The organism is Pilosibacter rotomagensis (genome assembly GCF_045062245.2).
In the GTDB taxonomy this organism is placed as follows: Bacteria; Bacillota; Clostridia; order Lachnospirales; family Lachnospiraceae; genus Pilosibacter.
This window is the reverse complement of the sequence record NZ_CM170323.1, coordinates 2,727,584-2,742,940: the sequence shown is the minus strand read 5'-3', so window position 1 is coordinate 2,742,940 and position 15,357 is coordinate 2,727,584. Positions and strand designations below refer to the sequence as shown.

Annotated in this window: 15 protein-coding genes; 10 read left to right on the top strand and 5 right to left on the bottom strand. The window is 50.0% G+C overall.

Annotated elements, in window-relative coordinates; genetic code table 11:
- The first annotated feature begins 21 nt into the window (after window positions 1-21).
- The 4 genes from ACI3EW_RS12305 (at window position 22) to ACI3EW_RS12290 (ending at window position 4,576) form a co-directional block, all read left to right on the top strand.
- Entirely contained in the window at window positions 22-1,596 is a 1,575-nt protein-coding gene (locus tag ACI3EW_RS12305) for a S8 family peptidase (RefSeq protein WP_405581203.1), read from the top strand.
- Between the two features lie 151 nt (window positions 1,597-1,747).
- The gene (locus ACI3EW_RS12300; protein WP_405581200.1) at window positions 1,748-2,893 is read left to right on the top strand and encodes an aldo/keto reductase; all 1,146 of its coding nucleotides are present in this window, start codon (window positions 1,748-1,750) and stop codon (window positions 2,891-2,893) included.
- Between the two features lie 105 nt (window positions 2,894-2,998).
- Window positions 2,999-3,976, top strand: a complete 978-nt coding sequence (locus tag ACI3EW_RS12295) for an EamA family transporter (protein ID WP_118530621.1) — start codon at window positions 2,999-3,001, stop codon at window positions 3,974-3,976.
- A 126-nt stretch (window positions 3,977-4,102) separates the two neighbouring features.
- Window positions 4,103-4,576 (top strand): YbaK/EbsC family protein, encoded by a 474-nt coding sequence (locus tag ACI3EW_RS12290; protein ID WP_215703285.1) that lies wholly within the window; start codon window positions 4,103-4,105, stop codon window positions 4,574-4,576.
- Window positions 4,577-4,752: 176 nt separating this feature from the next.
- Here ACI3EW_RS12290 and ACI3EW_RS12285 read toward each other — a convergent pair whose 3' ends face one another.
- Window positions 4,753-6,117 carry a sodium-dependent transporter gene (locus ACI3EW_RS12285; protein ID WP_118530625.1) on the bottom strand — a complete coding sequence of 455 codons (1,365 nt, stop codon included), beginning with the start codon at window positions 6,115-6,117 and terminating at the stop codon, window positions 4,753-4,755.
- A gap of 412 nt (window positions 6,118-6,529) precedes the next feature.
- Between ACI3EW_RS12285 and ACI3EW_RS12280 the strand changes: the two genes are divergently transcribed.
- Window positions 6,530-7,264, top strand: a complete 735-nt coding sequence (locus ACI3EW_RS12280) for an ABC transporter ATP-binding protein (RefSeq protein ID WP_118321263.1) — start codon at window positions 6,530-6,532, stop codon at window positions 7,262-7,264.
- An 8-nt stretch (window positions 7,265-7,272) separates the two neighbouring features.
- Window positions 7,273-8,190, top strand: a complete 918-nt coding sequence (locus tag ACI3EW_RS12275; RefSeq protein WP_483880007.1) for a SufB/SufD family protein — start codon at window positions 7,273-7,275, stop codon at window positions 8,188-8,190.
- Between the two features lie 185 nt (window positions 8,191-8,375).
- Here ACI3EW_RS12275 and ACI3EW_RS12270 read toward each other — a convergent pair whose 3' ends face one another.
- From ACI3EW_RS12270 to ACI3EW_RS12255, 4 genes are all read right to left on the bottom strand, one after another.
- Complete coding sequence (locus ACI3EW_RS12270) at window positions 8,376-9,233, bottom strand: YitT family protein (RefSeq protein ID WP_118530627.1); 858 nt, start codon at window positions 9,231-9,233, stop codon at window positions 8,376-8,378.
- A 148-nt stretch (window positions 9,234-9,381) separates the two neighbouring features.
- A complete protein-coding gene (locus ACI3EW_RS12265; RefSeq protein WP_405581191.1) occupies window positions 9,382-10,149 on the bottom strand; it encodes a carboxymuconolactone decarboxylase family protein in 768 nt (255 codons plus the stop codon).
- 77 nt (window positions 10,150-10,226) lie between these two features.
- Window positions 10,227-10,697, bottom strand: coding sequence for a flavodoxin (locus ACI3EW_RS12260; RefSeq protein ID WP_405581188.1), 471 nt, complete (start codon window positions 10,695-10,697; stop codon window positions 10,227-10,229).
- Between the two features lie 128 nt (window positions 10,698-10,825).
- Entirely contained in the window at window positions 10,826-11,749 is a 924-nt protein-coding gene (locus tag ACI3EW_RS12255) for a LysR family transcriptional regulator (protein ID WP_118530633.1), read from the bottom strand.
- A 297-nt stretch (window positions 11,750-12,046) separates the two neighbouring features.
- Between ACI3EW_RS12255 and ACI3EW_RS12250 the strand changes: the two genes are divergently transcribed.
- From ACI3EW_RS12250 to ACI3EW_RS12235, 4 genes are all read left to right on the top strand, one after another.
- A complete protein-coding gene (locus tag ACI3EW_RS12250) occupies window positions 12,047-12,523 on the top strand; it encodes a pyridoxamine 5'-phosphate oxidase family protein (protein WP_118530832.1) in 477 nt (158 codons plus the stop codon).
- Between the two features lie 18 nt (window positions 12,524-12,541).
- Window positions 12,542-12,850: a hypothetical protein gene (locus tag ACI3EW_RS12245; RefSeq protein WP_118530635.1), complete on the top strand. Its 309-nt coding sequence runs from the start codon at window positions 12,542-12,544 to the stop codon at window positions 12,848-12,850.
- Between the two features lie 36 nt (window positions 12,851-12,886).
- The gene (locus ACI3EW_RS12240) at window positions 12,887-13,333 is read left to right on the top strand and encodes a MerR family transcriptional regulator (RefSeq protein WP_329751646.1); all 447 of its coding nucleotides are present in this window, start codon (window positions 12,887-12,889) and stop codon (window positions 13,331-13,333) included.
- 136 nt (window positions 13,334-13,469) lie between these two features.
- Window positions 13,470-15,320: an AAA family ATPase gene (locus ACI3EW_RS12235; RefSeq protein ID WP_405581244.1), complete on the top strand. Its 1,851-nt coding sequence runs from the start codon at window positions 13,470-13,472 to the stop codon at window positions 15,318-15,320.
- Window positions 15,321-15,357 lie beyond the last annotated feature (37 nt).

Here is a 15,357-nt window from a genome sequence, read left to right as displayed (position 1 = left end):
TGACCAGAAAAGAGAGTGGATATGCAGCAGAAATATTTGAAAAAGAAAAGAGAAATTTCTAAAATCGCGGCGGGAATCCTGGCGACAGCCCTGCTCGCCTCATCGGGGCAGCCGCTTATGGCTTTCGCCTCGGAAAAGATTCAGACGAATGACCCGTCCGCCTTGGAACAGTGGGCTTTTTTCAATGACGGTTCCTTTGCAGCGGAGGAGATGAGGAAGTATCCGGTGTATTCGGATCCGTTCGGACAGCCGACGGAGAATGCGGAGCTTCTGGGAACTCTTGTGGAGGTGAAAAAGCGCCAGGCGGTATCCGGCGTGGATATCAACCTGGAGCAGGCATGGAAGACGTACGGAAACGGAAATCATGATACGATCGTCGCGATGATCGATACGGGCATCGACTACACGCATGAAGATCTGAAGGATACCCTGTGGGTGAACACGGATGAGATCCCGGGAAATGGAATCGATGACGATGGGAACGGATATGTGGACGATGTCTACGGATGGAATTTTTATAATAACAACAACCAGATCTTCACCGGGGAAGAGGACAGCCACGGGACCCACGGAGCCGGGACGATCAGTGCCGGGACGGGAAACGGGATCGGAATTGCCGGGATCGTTCCCGGAAACCGGGTGCGCGTGATGGCGCTGAAGGCACTAGGAGGCACGGACGGCGGAGGGAGCACGGCAGCAGTCATCAAGGCGATCAGGTATGCGGAGGACAATGGAGCCGTGATCTGCAACCTGAGCCTGACATCGACGGTGGATGACAAGGCGCTGTATGAGGCGATGAAGAATTCCAGTATGCTCTTTGTTGTGGCGACAGGAAACGGAAATCCGAAGACCGGAAAGGGAGTTGACACGGATGCGATCCCGTTTTATCCGGCGGCTTATGATCTCGACAATATCATTTCTGTCGCGAATCTAAGTATCGACGGAATGCTCTCCGCAAGTTCGAACTATGGAAAGAAAACGGTGGATCTCGCGGCTCCGGGAAGCTATATCCTGAGCACAACGCCGGGAAATACATATGGTTACATGAGCGGTACTTCCATGGCGGCGCCGATGGTATCCGGTGCAGCGGCGATGGTCTATTCCTATTTTGACGGGATCGGAGTCGCAGACGTGAAGGAGATCCTGATGTCCACGGTGACGCCGATGGAGAGCCTGAAAGACGTGACGGTTTCCGGCGGAATGCTGAATGTCGGAGCGGCATTATCCTACGATATCAGCACGCTCTCAAGAAAGGGATTCCAGAACGGCGGAACGAGACCGGAAAATGGGACGGCACCTCATATCGAGATGCAGACCTCGAGCAGGAATGGAGGAAATTATCTGACCGTGCGCGTTATCGACATCGATGGGGATCTCGACAAACTTCTCTATGCAAAGGGAGAGCACACGGCGGAGGAATTTGCGAACGGGACGGTGGAAGGAACGCCGTTTACGGTGAATGACAAAGATACCGCGGCATTTCAGATCACGGAAAAAGGAACCTATACCTTTTATGCGGTCGACAAAAAAGGAAACGGAGCCGTAAAACTCGCCAGATTCGTGTCGGAGAGCGATGGGCCGGGGGCGTTTCAATAAAACTCGCCATACAAGGATGCAGGTAAGATCCTGTGGGGGAATATCTGCAAATCCCACTGCGTTATTGCAGGAAATTTTGCCGGACAGGAATGTGAAAACGAAGGAAATGAGTCAGAAAAAAATTATGGGATATGAAAAAGGAGAGAGACAGATGAGAACAAGGAGATTGGGGAAAACAGGTCTGATGGTGAGCGAGATCGGCTTTGGCGGCGAGTGGCTTGAGCGCCATCCGGAGGAAGAGAGCATCGAGCTGATCAAATATGCATCGAAAAAGGGGATCAACATCCTGGACTGCTGGATGGCGGACCCGAAATCAAGAAATATCATCGGTGAAGGGATTAAAGAGAACCGCAGCCAGTGGTTCATTCAGGGACATATCGGATCAACCTGGAAGGACAACCAGTATTTCCGCACGAGAGACATGAAATACGTTCGCCCGGCTTTTGAGGACCTTTTAAAGAGACTGCAGACCGATTACATCGATCTCGGCATGATCCACTACGTGGACTCTGAGGAAGAATGGGAGAAGATCCAGCATTCTGACTACCTGGACTATGTGATGGAATTAAAGGAAAAAGGCATCATCCGCCATATCGGAATGAGCTCCCACAACCCGAAGGTTGCGATGAAAGCGGCGGAATCCGGCTATGTGGAGATGATCCTCTTCAGCATCAATCCGGCGTTTGACATGCTGCCGGCGAGTGAAAATATCGACACAATGTTCGCGGATGAGTTTGATGCAAGGCTGAAAGGGACAGATCCGGACCGTGCAAAACTCTACAAGACATGTGAGGAGCACGATGTAGGGATCACGGTCATGAAAGGATTTGCGGGCGGAAGACTCTTCGATGCGAAACGTTCCCCGTTCGGCGTCTGTCTGACTCCGGTGCAGTGTATTCACTATGCGCTCACAAGACCGGGTGTCTGTTCCATCATGTGCGGGTATGACACGAAGGAACAGGTGGATGCGGCAGCAGGATACGAGACGGCTTCTGAGGAAGAGAAAGACTATGCGTCCGTGCTTGCGAACGCGCCGTTTCACTCCTACCGCGGGGAGTGCACCTACTGCGGACACTGCAAGCCGTGTGTCGCAAATCTGGACATTGCCATGATCAACAAATTTTATGATCTGGCGACCATGCAGCCGGAGGTCCCGGCGACGATCCAGTCCCACTATGAACTCCTGGACCATAAGGCATCTGAGTGCATCGGCTGTCATGCCTGCGAATCCCGCTGTCCGTTCGGAGTTCCGATCGCGGAGCGGATGGAGAAGACTGCGAAGTTATTTGGGTGTTAAGTGCTGACAAAACCTCTCAGGTAATTCCCTTGCGCGAACCGGGAATCGGATATATAATAAGCAGGTCCATTTCGGGCAAATACGAAAAGAGGGAAGAAAAAGCATATGTGGTTTTGGCTTGCACTGACAGCACTGTTGTGCTGGAGTGGCTCGGATCTGTTTTCAAAGATCGGTTGCCGCGGAAATGATAAGTACGCCCACTTAAAGATGGTTATTGCCGTCGGAATTGTGATGGGAGTACATGCACTTTATACGATCTTTGTAGGAGGTACGGTGGTAACATGGCATATCGCCATGGTGTATCTGCCGGTATCCCTGCTCTATATCTCGTCTATGACGCTTGGTTACATCGGTCTGAGGTACATTGAGCTTTCGATCTCCTCACCGATCTGCAACTCCTCAGGCGCTCTCGTTGCGGTGCTCTGCTTCTTAACGGGTACCCTGGACGATGCGATCGAGGGGAACATGCGTCTTGCGGTGATCGGAGCGGTGGCTCTCGTGTGCATCGGCGTGATCGGGCTTGGTATTGTTGAGTCGAGGGAAGATGATGAACTGCGCCGGGAGCGCCAGGCTGCGTCCAATTATAAGTATGCGAAGTCCTGGCTGGCGCTGTTTCTGCCGGTGGCGTACTGTCTGCTCGATGCGGCCGGTACCTTCGCGGACACCATGGTGCTCGACAAGCTCGCAGGAGAGGCGGAGGCGGCCGGAATGTTCGCAACGGCAGAGGAATGCTCTTCCTACGCTGCGTCCGCGGCAAACAGCGCCTACGAGCTGACATTCCTGTTTGCGGCTTTCTGCTGCATCATCTACGTCGGTTTCATTAAGAAACAGAAGTTCACAGCTGCCCAGGAAGGTCCGAAATATCTCGGAGCTCTCTGCGAGACAGCCGGTCAGTTCGCGTATATCTTCGCACTCTCCGACACGGTCCACGCAGCGATCTCCGCGCCGATCATCTCCGCATACTGCGTCGCGTCAGTCGTATGGAGCCGGATCTTCCTGAAAGAGAAGCTTTCCTGGAAACACTATGCGATGATCGCACTGGTTGTGGTCGGGATCGTGATGCTCGGGGTGTTTGATATCTGATCGATGTGTATGTAAGAAAGACTGCTGTTGGTGACAGATCATATGCTGCCATCGACGGCAGTTTTTTTCACCATTTTCGGTGAAACGTGGTAGAATAGGGACAGCTTGCAAAGGAGGAAACACATCATGTCATTAGAAAAAGCAAAAGCAGATCTTGATAAAAAAGGTTTTCTGGATCATGTGATCGAACTTGCAGATTCGACAGCAACGGTCGCAGAGGCGGCGGAGGCGCTTGGCGTAGAACCGGGAATGATCGCGAAGACGATGTCATTTTTACAGGGAGACGCGCCGGTCCTGATCCTGACGGAAGGAACCGCAAAGATTGATAACCATAAATACAAAGAAACCTTTCATGTGAAGGCGAAGATGATCCCGTTTGATGAAGTGGAAGAAAAGATCGGCCATGCGCCGGGCGGCGTGTGCCCGTTCGGGATCAATGACGGGATCACGGTGTATCTGGACGAGAGTTTAAAGCAGTTTACGGCCGTTTACCCGGCAGCCGGAAACGACCACAGCGCGGTAAAACTCACGATCCCGGAGCTGGAGAAAGTCGCCGGTGCGAAAGGCTGGGTGGATGTATGTAAGGAGCCGGAGGAGTAGGGAAAACGGATAGTCCGGAAATCTGTACATCATGTTCAGGAAATTCATTGGAAGGCGATGAAATGCAGTTTCGCAAAAAATTCACGGAAAAAGAATTTCGCGGAATGTCAGAAAAATATAGAAAAAGAAAGAGTCATGTCATCCGACGAGAATGGCACGGCTCTTTCTTTTTACGGTTACATCGAGATCCACCCAAACGCATTCGCCACGGAGCTCACAAGAATGATCGCGGCAAAGATCGGGCAGAGGTATTTGATCATGAACTGGAAGATGGCTTTCCGCTTGAACGGGTGGCCGCCCTCGGTAACTTCGTTCTCGATCTTTTCCACACCGATGACTCTCGATACGAGCAGGCAGGTCGCGATCGCCGCGATCGGCATCATGACGGAGTTGGTCAGAAAATCAAAGAAATCAAGGAACTGCATTCCGATCACGGTAATGTCCGCCAGCGGACCATATCCGAGGCAGGAGAGTGTTCCGAGAAAGATCATGACAACGGTCATAAAGACGGTCGCTTTTTTCCGGCTCCAGTGCAGCTCATCCTCGAAGGTGGATACGGCGCTCTCGGTCAGGGCGATGGAGCTTGTGACCGCCGCAAACAGGACGAGGAGAAAGAACAGGATCCCTGTGCCTGTTCCGAATCCCATGCCCGCAAATACCTTCGGAAGTGTGATGAACATGAGGGAAGGTCCAGCCTGGAGAGTATCCGGGTCGCCGCCGGAGAAGGCAAAGACGGCCGGAATGATCATGAGTCCGGCCATGATCGCGATCGCAGTGTCAAAGATCTCAACATTTTTCGTCGAATCCTCGATCGAGGTGTCCTTTTTCATATAGGAGCCGAACGTGACGAGGATTCCCATCGCGATCGACAGGGAGTAGAACATCTGCCCCATCGCGGAGACGACGGTCATCCAGGAGAAGTTTTCGAGGTTTGGAACCAGGAAATATTTCACGCCTGCCATCGCGCCCGGTCTTGTCACGGAGTAGACCGCGATGATCACGGAGAGGATCACGAGGATCGGCATCATAAATTTTGAGACGCGCTCGATCCCGTTCCGGACACCCATGTAGATGATCACAACTGTGAACATGGTGAAGATCAGGAAGCAGATCTCCGCGGAAAATCCGTTGGAGATAAAGCCGGAGAAATAGTCGTCAGCCGCGAGTGCCTGTCCGTGTCCCAGAAGATACTCAAACAGGTATTTGATGACCCAGCCGCCGATCACGGAATAGTACGGCACGATCAGGATCGGGATCACGGCGTTGATCCAGCCGCCGGCGGACAGGAGTTTTGACTTTCCAAAGGATTCGTAGGCTCCAACCGGGCTTTTTTTCGTCATGCGCCCTAAGGAGGTCTCCGCCATGATCATCGTGTAGCCGAAGGTCAGCGCCAGGATGATATAGATCAGTAAGAAGATCCCGCCTCCGTATTTCGCGGCGAGATACGGGAAACGCCAGATGTTTCCCAGTCCCACGGATGCGCCCGCCGCCGATAAGACGAAACCGAGTTTTCCGGAGAACGAACTGCGTTTATGATTCATAATATAGTCTCCTCGTGTTTTTTTCACAAATACATTTGTGCGTGTAAGAGACAGTCTATCATAGAACATGCGAAAAAGCAATTTGATCTGCGGGAGACGGTGAAAATGGAATAGAGAGGCCGCCTGTCATAGTTTCAGCACATGGAATGACAGCGGATGTGGCAAATATCAGAGGAAGGTCGGGATAACAAATTTTGGAATCTGGAATGAAAAAATTCCGTGAAACAGAACATGTATAAAAAGAGGAACATCCGGAGAATCCTATAATTTGATGGCGAAATTGATAATTTTGCGCTATAATACACTCATACCTACCGGAAAATAGAATTTAACAAAACTCAGCGGTATTCGTGACTGGAGAAAAATGAGAGATTGTCAGAGTACGGGAGCATAGATACAGAGAGGTGAAATTGTGTTAAAAGCAGAAAATTTAGTCCTCCATGTGGAGGATAACGGGACGAAAAAATGTCTCCTGGATCATATTTCTTTCCAGGTGGACGATGGAGAAATGCTGGTGATCACGGGACCGAACGGCGGCGGTAAGTCTACGCTGGCGAAGGTCCTGATCGGGATCGAGAAGGCGGAGAGCGGAAAGATCTTTTTAAACGGGGAGGATATCACGGATTACGATATCAACCACCGTGCGAATGCCGGGATCGGCTATGCGTTCCAGCAGCCGCCGAGATTTAAGGGAATGACGGTGCAGAGACTTCTCGCACTGGCAGCAGGAAGAGAAATGTCAGACGTCGAGTGCTGTAAGTTATTATCGGATGTCGGACTCTGCGCGGAGGAATATTTAAACCGCCAGATCGATGGAACGCTCTCCGGCGGCGAGATGAAACGGATCGAGATCGCGACAGTTCTTGCGAAGGAACATACCTTATGTATTTTTGATGAGCCGGAAGCCGGGATCGACCTCTGGAGCTTTTCCATGCTGATCCATAAATTCGAGGAGATCCACAAAGAGAAAAAACAGAGTCTGATCGTGATCTCCCACCAGGAGAAGATCATCAGCATGGCGGACCGGATCATGGTGATCGATGATGGAAAGATCAAGGCGGAAGGTCTCAGAGAAGATGTCCTTCCGTGCCTGAACGGTCTCGATAAATGTCATACATGTGCAGGAAAAGCGGGGGTGAGAGCGTAATGGTAGAGCTGGATCATGTAGTAGAAGAAGTATTGAAAGTCATCAATGACAATGGATTTTCCCAGAAAGGCGCTTTCAACCTGCGTCAGAACGGAACTTCCATCTGCCACGGGGACAGTGAGCACATCAAGATCAAAAAGAAGACGGACAAGCCGGGGATCGATATCTATATCGACAGCGAGACAAAGGGCGAGAAGGTCTATATTCCGGTCGTTGTCAGCGTTTCCGGCATGACGGATCTTGTATATAATGATTTTTACATCGCAGATGGCGCGGACGTGACGATCGTTGCGGGATGCGGGATCCACAACAGCGGCTGCAATGAGAGCCGTCATGACGGGATCCATACCTTCCATGTCGGAAAGAACGCGAATGTCTGTTATCAGGAAAAGCATTACGGAGAGGGAAACGGAACCGGCGGTCGTGTGCTGAATCCGGTGACGAATATCTATGTGGGAGAAAACTCCGTATTTACGCTGGATACGGCGCAGATCAAGGGCGTTGACTCTACGGTCCGCGAGACGCTTGTCGAGATGGAGAAAAACTCCAGACTGTATGTGACTGAACGCCTGATGACCGAGGGAGAGCAGACGGCGGAGTCCAACATCGAGGTCCGCTTAAACGGGGAGGAGAGCTCCGCACAGATCATCTCCAGATCCGTCGGAAAGGGAAATTCCGTCCAGACGTTCCACCCGAAGGCGGTCGGCAACAACAAGTGCCAGGCGCATATCCAGTGTGACTCGATCATCATGGACCATGCGGAGATCGGCTCGATCCCGGAGATCCGCGCGCGTGATCTCAACGCGGCAATCATCCATGAGGCGGCGATCGGAAGGATCAACGATGAGCAGTTATTAAAGCTCCGGACTCTGGGACTTACCGAGGAAGAAGCGGAGAACGTGATCATCGAGAATTTCCTGAATTAAACGGGAAGCTGAAGACGGGAATTTTATATAGAAAGATTTCGCACAAATCCAGATTGATAAAAAACAGGTCCGCAGGTGAAGATCACCGGTGCGGACCTGTTTGATTTACGCGAACAACGAGCCAAAGTCTGCGCTTGTGCGAGAACTTGGCGACTGTCGCGATAATAAGGGAAATATTGGTTTTTTTAGAAGTACGTCCGTCTCTTCGGCGTATTCCAGCTTCCGACAACGCGCTTTACGTTGGAGATCGTGACAAACGCGTTAGGATCTTTTGACTGGACATAGTCCATAAACTGACCATATTCCTTCTTTGTGAGGATCGCCAGGATCTCGCTCTTCTGGGCATCGCTGTAGCCGCCGGTGGCCGTGTAGACAGTGATGCCGCGCTGGAGATTCTCGATCACATAGCGGCGGAATTCATCGTTGTGTTCGGAGATCACGCACACCCGGATCTTTCCGGTGAACTCATCGATAAAGTAGTCCAGCACGAGACCGCTGAAGTAGGTCGCCAGAGCACCGATGATCACGGTCTGAAGATCGTAGGCGAAATAGGAGCTCGCGACCGTCACCATGCCGGCGATGATGATCGCCTGTCCGAGATCCAGATGGAGATATTTGTTCATGATCTTCGCGATAATATCGAGACCGCCGGATGCCGCGTTGGCGTTGAAGAGGATCGCCTGTCCGAAACAGATCACAACGATCATACCAACCACATCCAGGGCGATGTTCCCCGTCGGAGATCCCGGATCCGGGAAGGCGGTTTCAAATACGAAGAGAAGTACCGGGAGCAGGATGGAGATAAAGATGATCTTTGTCCCGAAAGTCTTATCGATAAAGAGAAACGCCAGGATGATGCAGATGATGTTTAAGATCAGAGTCATGACGGAGAGCGACAGCGGAATGAAATTTACGAGGACTACTGCGAGTCCGGTGATGCTTCCGCTGACAATGTGGTTCGGATTCATGAAAAAATAGACTCCCACGGCGATGATGAAAGTACCGAAGAAGATCGTGGAGAAATATTTTAGTTTTTCGAACATACTGTACGTCCTTTTTCTGTCAGATTTTTGCAGAGTTTCCAAAAACAGGAGACACTGTCTGCGTGTAAATCATAGAGAAAAAAGAGCGGATTGTCAAACAGGCGCTTTGCAGTGTGAGCGCTTGTATGCGGCAAAGTGCGGGATCATCCTATTTCAGTTTCCCGTACTCCTCATCAGAAACGGTCTCACACCATTCGTTGGAGTTCTCTTCGCCCGGAACTTCGATGGCGAGATGGGAGAACCAGGAATCCGGAGCGGCACCGTGCCAGTGTTTGACTTCCGCCGGAATATTGATGCAGTCGCCCGGCTTCATCTCGATGGCTTCTTTGCCTTCCTCCTGATAGTAGCCGCGTCCGGCCACGCATACAAGGATCTGTCCGCCGCCGCTCTTTGCGTGGTGGATATGCCAGTTGTTGCGGCAGCCGGGTTCGAAGGTCACATTGAACACACCGACCTGTTTGGTGGATACCGGTGCGAGATAGCTCTGACCGACGAAGTATTTTGCGAAGGCGTCATTCGGGGCGCCGATCGGGAAGATCATGGACTTTGCATGGGCTCTCATGGCCTCGTCCTTGTAAGGAAGATCGCCTTCATTCATCTGCCATACTTCTTTTGCAAGGTTGAAGACGGCCCAGCCCTTCGGCCAGCCGACGTAGAATGCCACATGGGTGATGATCGCAGCGATCTCTTTCTGGGTGACACCGTGTGCGTTTGCGTTCTTTAAGTGGAACACGAGGGAAGAATCCGTGATCCCGGAGGACATGAGTGCCACAACGGTGATGATACTTCTCGTCTTTACATCGATGTCCTGGTTGTTCCAGTTTTCTCCGAAGAGGACATCGTCATTAAAATGTGCGAACTGGGGAGCAAATTCACCCAGTGCGTTTCTTCCTGCTGTCTGTACAATTTTTGCCATGTTTTTTCTCCATTTCCAGATCGACTGCAGGCTGCATGATCCTGGATCATGTCAGTCTGCAGCCGGTTTTTGCTTTATTATAAGGATTTTACCCAATCAGCGATCTCCTGTCTGGAAGCTCTGTTTAAAAGCTTTCCTTCCACGATCTCTGCATCAGGTGCGGACGGTTTTAATTCTTTTACTGTGTTGCCGAATCCGCTGCCGCCGGATGTCGCGAAGAGGACGATCTTCTTGCCTGTAAAGTCGTAGGACTCAAGGAAGGTGTTCACGATTGTCGGAGCGACATACCACCAGATCGGGAAGCCGAGGATCACGGTATCATAAGCGCTCATATCGATATCTGCCTTTACGATCTCCGGTCTGAATTTCTTGTCATTCATCTCCACGCTGCTTCTGGATTTTTTGTCCATCCAGTTTAAATCTGCTGTTGTATATGCCACCTTCGGTGTGATCTCGCAGAGATCAGCGTTTCCTGCTTCTGCGATCTGCTCTGCAATTTTCTTTGTTGTTCCGCCTGCACTGAAATATGCGACCAATTTTTTTGCCATTTGAATTACCTCCTGTGAAAACAAGTTCGCGTAAATAAAAAGGATGCAGAAAGAAGATATGGATCTTCTTATGCATCCATTGTAGGTCTAAGATTTTTGAATGTCCAATACCTATATCAAATCATGATTTATGCCTTGCAGGCATTTAACGAAATCAGAGAAGTTCCTGCATCATGAGTGGCCACGGAACTGATGATCTCGATAAATTTGTTGACCGCATGGGAGTTCGGTAGATTTCTCTGCCATGCGATCACGGTACTAGAGGTGATCTCTGGGAAGAGTTTCCGCTGAACGAGCAGGTCAGGCCGCCAGTATCTTGCCGCACCGGCGACAGATACCGGGTATCCCAGCCCGTAAAAGGCCATGACTCCGGCATTTGTTCCGAGATTGCTGGTGAATGCGATCTGGAGCTTATTGAAGTCTTTTCCGAACCAGTTTGCGATCTCACTCTGGACTCCGGTGCGCTCCGGGAGGATCAGCGGTTTCCCGAGGAGATCCTGCTTTGTGATGAATTCTTTCCCGGCGAGCGGATCGTCCGGGCGCATCCCGACGACCCAGTGGTCACTTTCCGGGATCCGGATGTAGTCGAGACCTTCCGTATCCACAGGTTCCAGGAACATCCCGATGTCCACGAGACCTTTTTTCATCATCTCGTAGACCGTATCCGCCGTGGCGGTGTGGATCGCGATCTGTACGAGCGGATATTTTTCACGGCAGACTTTGCAGATTTCTGCCAGGATCTCGACGGCTGCGAATTCCCCGCAGCCGATCGTGACGCTGCCGTCGATGACTTCCTCGGTCCCTTTCAGCTCCTCCAGAGTCCGCTTTTCGAGATCCAGCATTTCGAGAGCGCGGCGCTTTAGGAGAATCCCCTCGTCGGTCAGGGTGATCGTCCGCCCGTTCCGGTTAAAGAGAGAAATGCCGAGCTCTTCCTCGAACGCGGCTAACTGCCTGGAGAGAGTCGGCTGGGTGATATGAAGCTGTTCGGCGGCTTTTGTGAAGCTTTGTTCTTTGGCTACTGTGAGAAAGTAGCGGAGTATTCTGAGATCCATATAGAAATTCCTTTTTTGAGTCGGATGATTTTCAGTAATCGTGAAGATGCGGAACAATTTCGATTTTTAGAGGGCCGTAACTGGGAGAGTACGGAGTAGTTCCGATAATTCTATATTAACTGGAATTTCAGAATTTGTCATCCGGGTTTTTTGATAATTGTTGTCAGGGCGGTAATGTGGTAAAATGAGGAAAATATGTTTTATGGAAACAATCATGACTTTTTGCAGATATGTACAGGAAAGTCTGATGAGACTGAAAATGGAAAAAAGAGATTATTCGGGAGATGGAGGAGAGAGATGTTCAGGGAAATTCGGAAAAAGAAAAATGCAATTACGGCTGATGCGGCAGAATCACTTCTGGAGAAGAGCAGACGCGGTGTTCTCGCGGTAAACGGGGATGACGGTTATCCGTATGCGATCCCGGTCAACTATTTTTACGACAGAAACGAGCAGAAGATCTATTTCCATGGCGCGCGCGCAGGACACAAGGTCGATGCGCTGCGGGCTTCGGACAAGGTGTGCTTCACGGTTTATGGAAATGAAACGATCCGGGAGGAAGCATGGGCGCCGTATATGCAGAGCACGGTCGTCTTCGGCAGATGCCGCCTGCTTGAGACGGGGGAGGAGACGCTTGCCCTGTTGAAACGGTTTGCGATGAAATATTACCCGGATGAGAAACTGGCGGATGAGGAGATCGCGCAGGCGGGAAGAGCGGCACAGGTCTTTGAGATCGAGATCGAACATCTCAGCGGGAAAGAAGTTCAGGAACGATAAAACTTACGGAGGCAGAGTTTGAAAGTAGAACAGGATGTGATGGCTTACGGAGTGGAGCAGGACAATGCGGGCTGCTATTTTATTGAAGATGAAATCATCCTGAGAAAGCCTGAAAAGATCGAAAACAACAAAGAATTCTGCGACTGCAGCTTCCGTTGGAAGTTTACGGAGAACGATGCGCACGGCGTCAGCATCGGAAAGACACTCCCTGCCTATCCGACAGATGTAAAAAACGTGTATCCGAAGGAAGCGTTTACCGCAGAAAATGCGGCAAAGATCCCGTGTGAGCAGGTGCTGGGGACGTATTGGGTTGTGTTTGAGAGATAGAAAAGTATTATAAAGAACCGGGAGAGGAAGATTAACATGGCATATACGGTAGGAGAAACGGCGAGGATGCTTCATGTTCCGGCATCCACGCTCCGATATTATGATAAAGAGGGACTTCTTCCATCTGTAGAGCGGACGTCCGGTGGAATCCGGATGTTCAAGGATGATGATATTGAGTGGCTCAGGATCATCGACTGTCTGAAAAAGTCCGGGATGTCGATCCGGGATATCCGCGAGTACATTGCGCTCGTAGCGCAGGGAGATTCGACGATCAATGAGAGACTGCAGCTTTTTTACCGTCAGCGCGAGATCTTAAAGGCGCAGATGCGGGAACTGCAGAAAACGCTGGACACACTCGACTATAAATGCTGGTTTTATGAGACCGCAAAAGAGGCAGGAACCGTTGAAGTCCCGCAGCAGATGGCGGCAGAGGAATTGCCGGAAAGGTTCCGGAGTGTGCGTGCACAGCTGCAGGAACTTTAAGGGAGAAAGAACATGAATAATACAGGAACAATGTGATATATATATGACATAATTCCGAAACAAAATTGACAAAGTTCTTTTTGCAAGGTATGCTGTAGCTATAAAAGATGTTAGGAGGTGTTGCGAAGTGACGGAAATGATCCCGGTCAGAGAAGCGGCAAAACGCTGGAATATAACAGAACGAAGAGTTTCAACTCTGTGCAAAAACGGAAAAATTGATGGAGCAGAAAAGCAGGGAAAACGCTGGATGATCCCGAAAGACGCGCAGAAACCGGCAGATCAGCGGATAAGGACGGGCGTTTACCGGAAAGCGGAACGGCCAGCAAAGCTGCCTCTGCCGATCGGAGTTTCCGATTATTGTCTTGCATCATCGGAATACTACTACATCGACAAGACGATGATGATCAAAGATTTTATCGATGAGCGTCCAATGGTAACCTTGTTTACCCGTCCTCGCCGCTTTGGCAAGACTCTCAATATGGATATGCTGCGCACCTATTTTGAAAAGAGCGACAGGGATACATCCATCTACTTCAACAACAAAAAAATATGGACCTGCGGACAGAAATATAGAGATTATCAAGGAAAATACCCGGTGATCTTTCTCACGTTTAAGGATGTAAAATTCAATACCTGGGAAGAAACATTTGCGGCTATCCGCGATATTTTTGCTAAAGAAACCAGACGCCATAAAGAACTGCAGACCAGTGAAAAATGCGATGAATATAGCAGACAGATCTATGCGAACTTAGCGGCCGGAAAGACGGGGGAGGTGGAACTGGCTTCTGCACTTCTGGATCTGTCAGCAATGCTTCACAGCCATTACGGCATAGCCCCCATTATCATTATCGATGAATATGATACTCCGATCCAGCAGGGATATATGAAAGGCTTTTATGATAAGGTCATTCAGTTTATGCGAAACCTGTTTTTAGGTGGCTTCAAGGATAATAAACATCTTTCGTTCGGCTTCCTTACTGGAATTTTAAGGGTTGCAAGAGAAAGCATTTTCAGTGGGATGAATAACCTGGCGATTAACTCGGTGCTGGACAATAAATACAGTTCCTATTTTGGATTTACAGCAGATGAAGTGAGAGAGATGGCGGAATATTATGGAGCTGCAGACCAATATGATGAGATCTGTCAATGGTATGATGGCTACCGGTTTGGCAGGACTGAGATCTTTAATCCATGGTCAGTAGTCAGCTATTTCAGCAGCGAATGTGAGCCGAGACCGTACTGGGTATCCACTGGCAGCAATGACATTATCGGGGAGATCCTGGCGGAGGCGGATAAGGAGATCTATAGTCGTCTGACTTCGCTAATCAATGGGGAAACTTTCACCACCTATATTGATACAGGAGTGATTTATCCGCAGATCAGGAGCAATCCATCGACCATTTACAGTTTCCTTTTGATGACCGGATACCTGAAAGTCCTGAAAACTATGACGTCGTTCAGTGGAGATATTATGTGCGAAGTTGCCTTGCCAAACCGTGAGATCGCACTTGTGTATAATAAAGAGATTCTTCAGCGGCTTGGGAACATGATTCCTCAATCTACGGCGATTGCGATTCAGGAAGCTATTTTCTCTGGAGACAATCACAGACTGAAAACGCAGATACAGATGCTGTTGACCCAGTCCGTGAGCTCTTTTGATACGGCAGGAGAAAATTTTTATCATGGATTTATGCTGGGATTGTGTGCTTTGATGAACGGCGCTTTTGCAACATCCAATAGAGAATCCGGAGATGGACGTTACGATATTCAGTTAAAACCGATCCGAAAAGGTCTTCCTGGAATTCTGATCGAACTGAAGGCGGAGAAAAACTGCAGCGCTGAAAAACTGAAAAAACTGTCAGAGACCGCTTTGAAACAGATTGAAGACAAGAAATATGATACAGAACTGCTTTCCGCCGGCGTTACAGGGATCTACAAGTATGGTGTAGCTTTCAGTGGAAAAAAGGTTGAAGTGACAGCAGGATAAAGAAGGAGAAAGGGGATCACACCTTAGTGGGTGGATC

Coding starts and splice junctions, on each gene's coding strand:
- ACI3EW_RS12300 (WP_405581200.1), top strand. CDS start 1,748: ATGAGAACAAGGAGATTGGGGAAAACAGGTCTGATGGTGAGCGAGATC.
- ACI3EW_RS12260 (WP_405581188.1), bottom strand. CDS start 10,697: ATGGCAAAAAAATTGGTCGCATATTTCAGTGCAGGCGGAACAACAAAG.
- ACI3EW_RS12255 (WP_118530633.1), bottom strand. CDS start 11,749: ATGGATCTCAGAATACTCCGCTACTTTCTCACAGTAGCCAAAGAACAA.
- ACI3EW_RS12295 (WP_118530621.1), top strand. CDS start 2,999: ATGTGGTTTTGGCTTGCACTGACAGCACTGTTGTGCTGGAGTGGCTCG.
- ACI3EW_RS12240 (WP_329751646.1), top strand. CDS start 12,887: ATGGCATATACGGTAGGAGAAACGGCGAGGATGCTTCATGTTCCGGCA.
- ACI3EW_RS12305 (WP_405581203.1), top strand. CDS start 22: ATGCAGCAGAAATATTTGAAAAAGAAAAGAGAAATTTCTAAAATCGCG.
- ACI3EW_RS12235 (WP_405581244.1), top strand. CDS start 13,470: ATGATCCCGGTCAGAGAAGCGGCAAAACGCTGGAATATAACAGAACGA.
- ACI3EW_RS12265 (WP_405581191.1), bottom strand. CDS start 10,149: ATGGCAAAAATTGTACAGACAGCAGGAAGAAACGCACTGGGTGAATTT.
- ACI3EW_RS12250 (WP_118530832.1), top strand. CDS start 12,047: ATGTTCAGGGAAATTCGGAAAAAGAAAAATGCAATTACGGCTGATGCG.
- ACI3EW_RS12290 (WP_215703285.1), top strand. CDS start 4,103: ATGTCATTAGAAAAAGCAAAAGCAGATCTTGATAAAAAAGGTTTTCTG.
- ACI3EW_RS12270 (WP_118530627.1), bottom strand. CDS start 9,233: ATGTTCGAAAAACTAAAATATTTCTCCACGATCTTCTTCGGTACTTTC.
- ACI3EW_RS12285 (WP_118530625.1), bottom strand. CDS start 6,117: ATGAATCATAAACGCAGTTCGTTCTCCGGAAAACTCGGTTTCGTCTTA.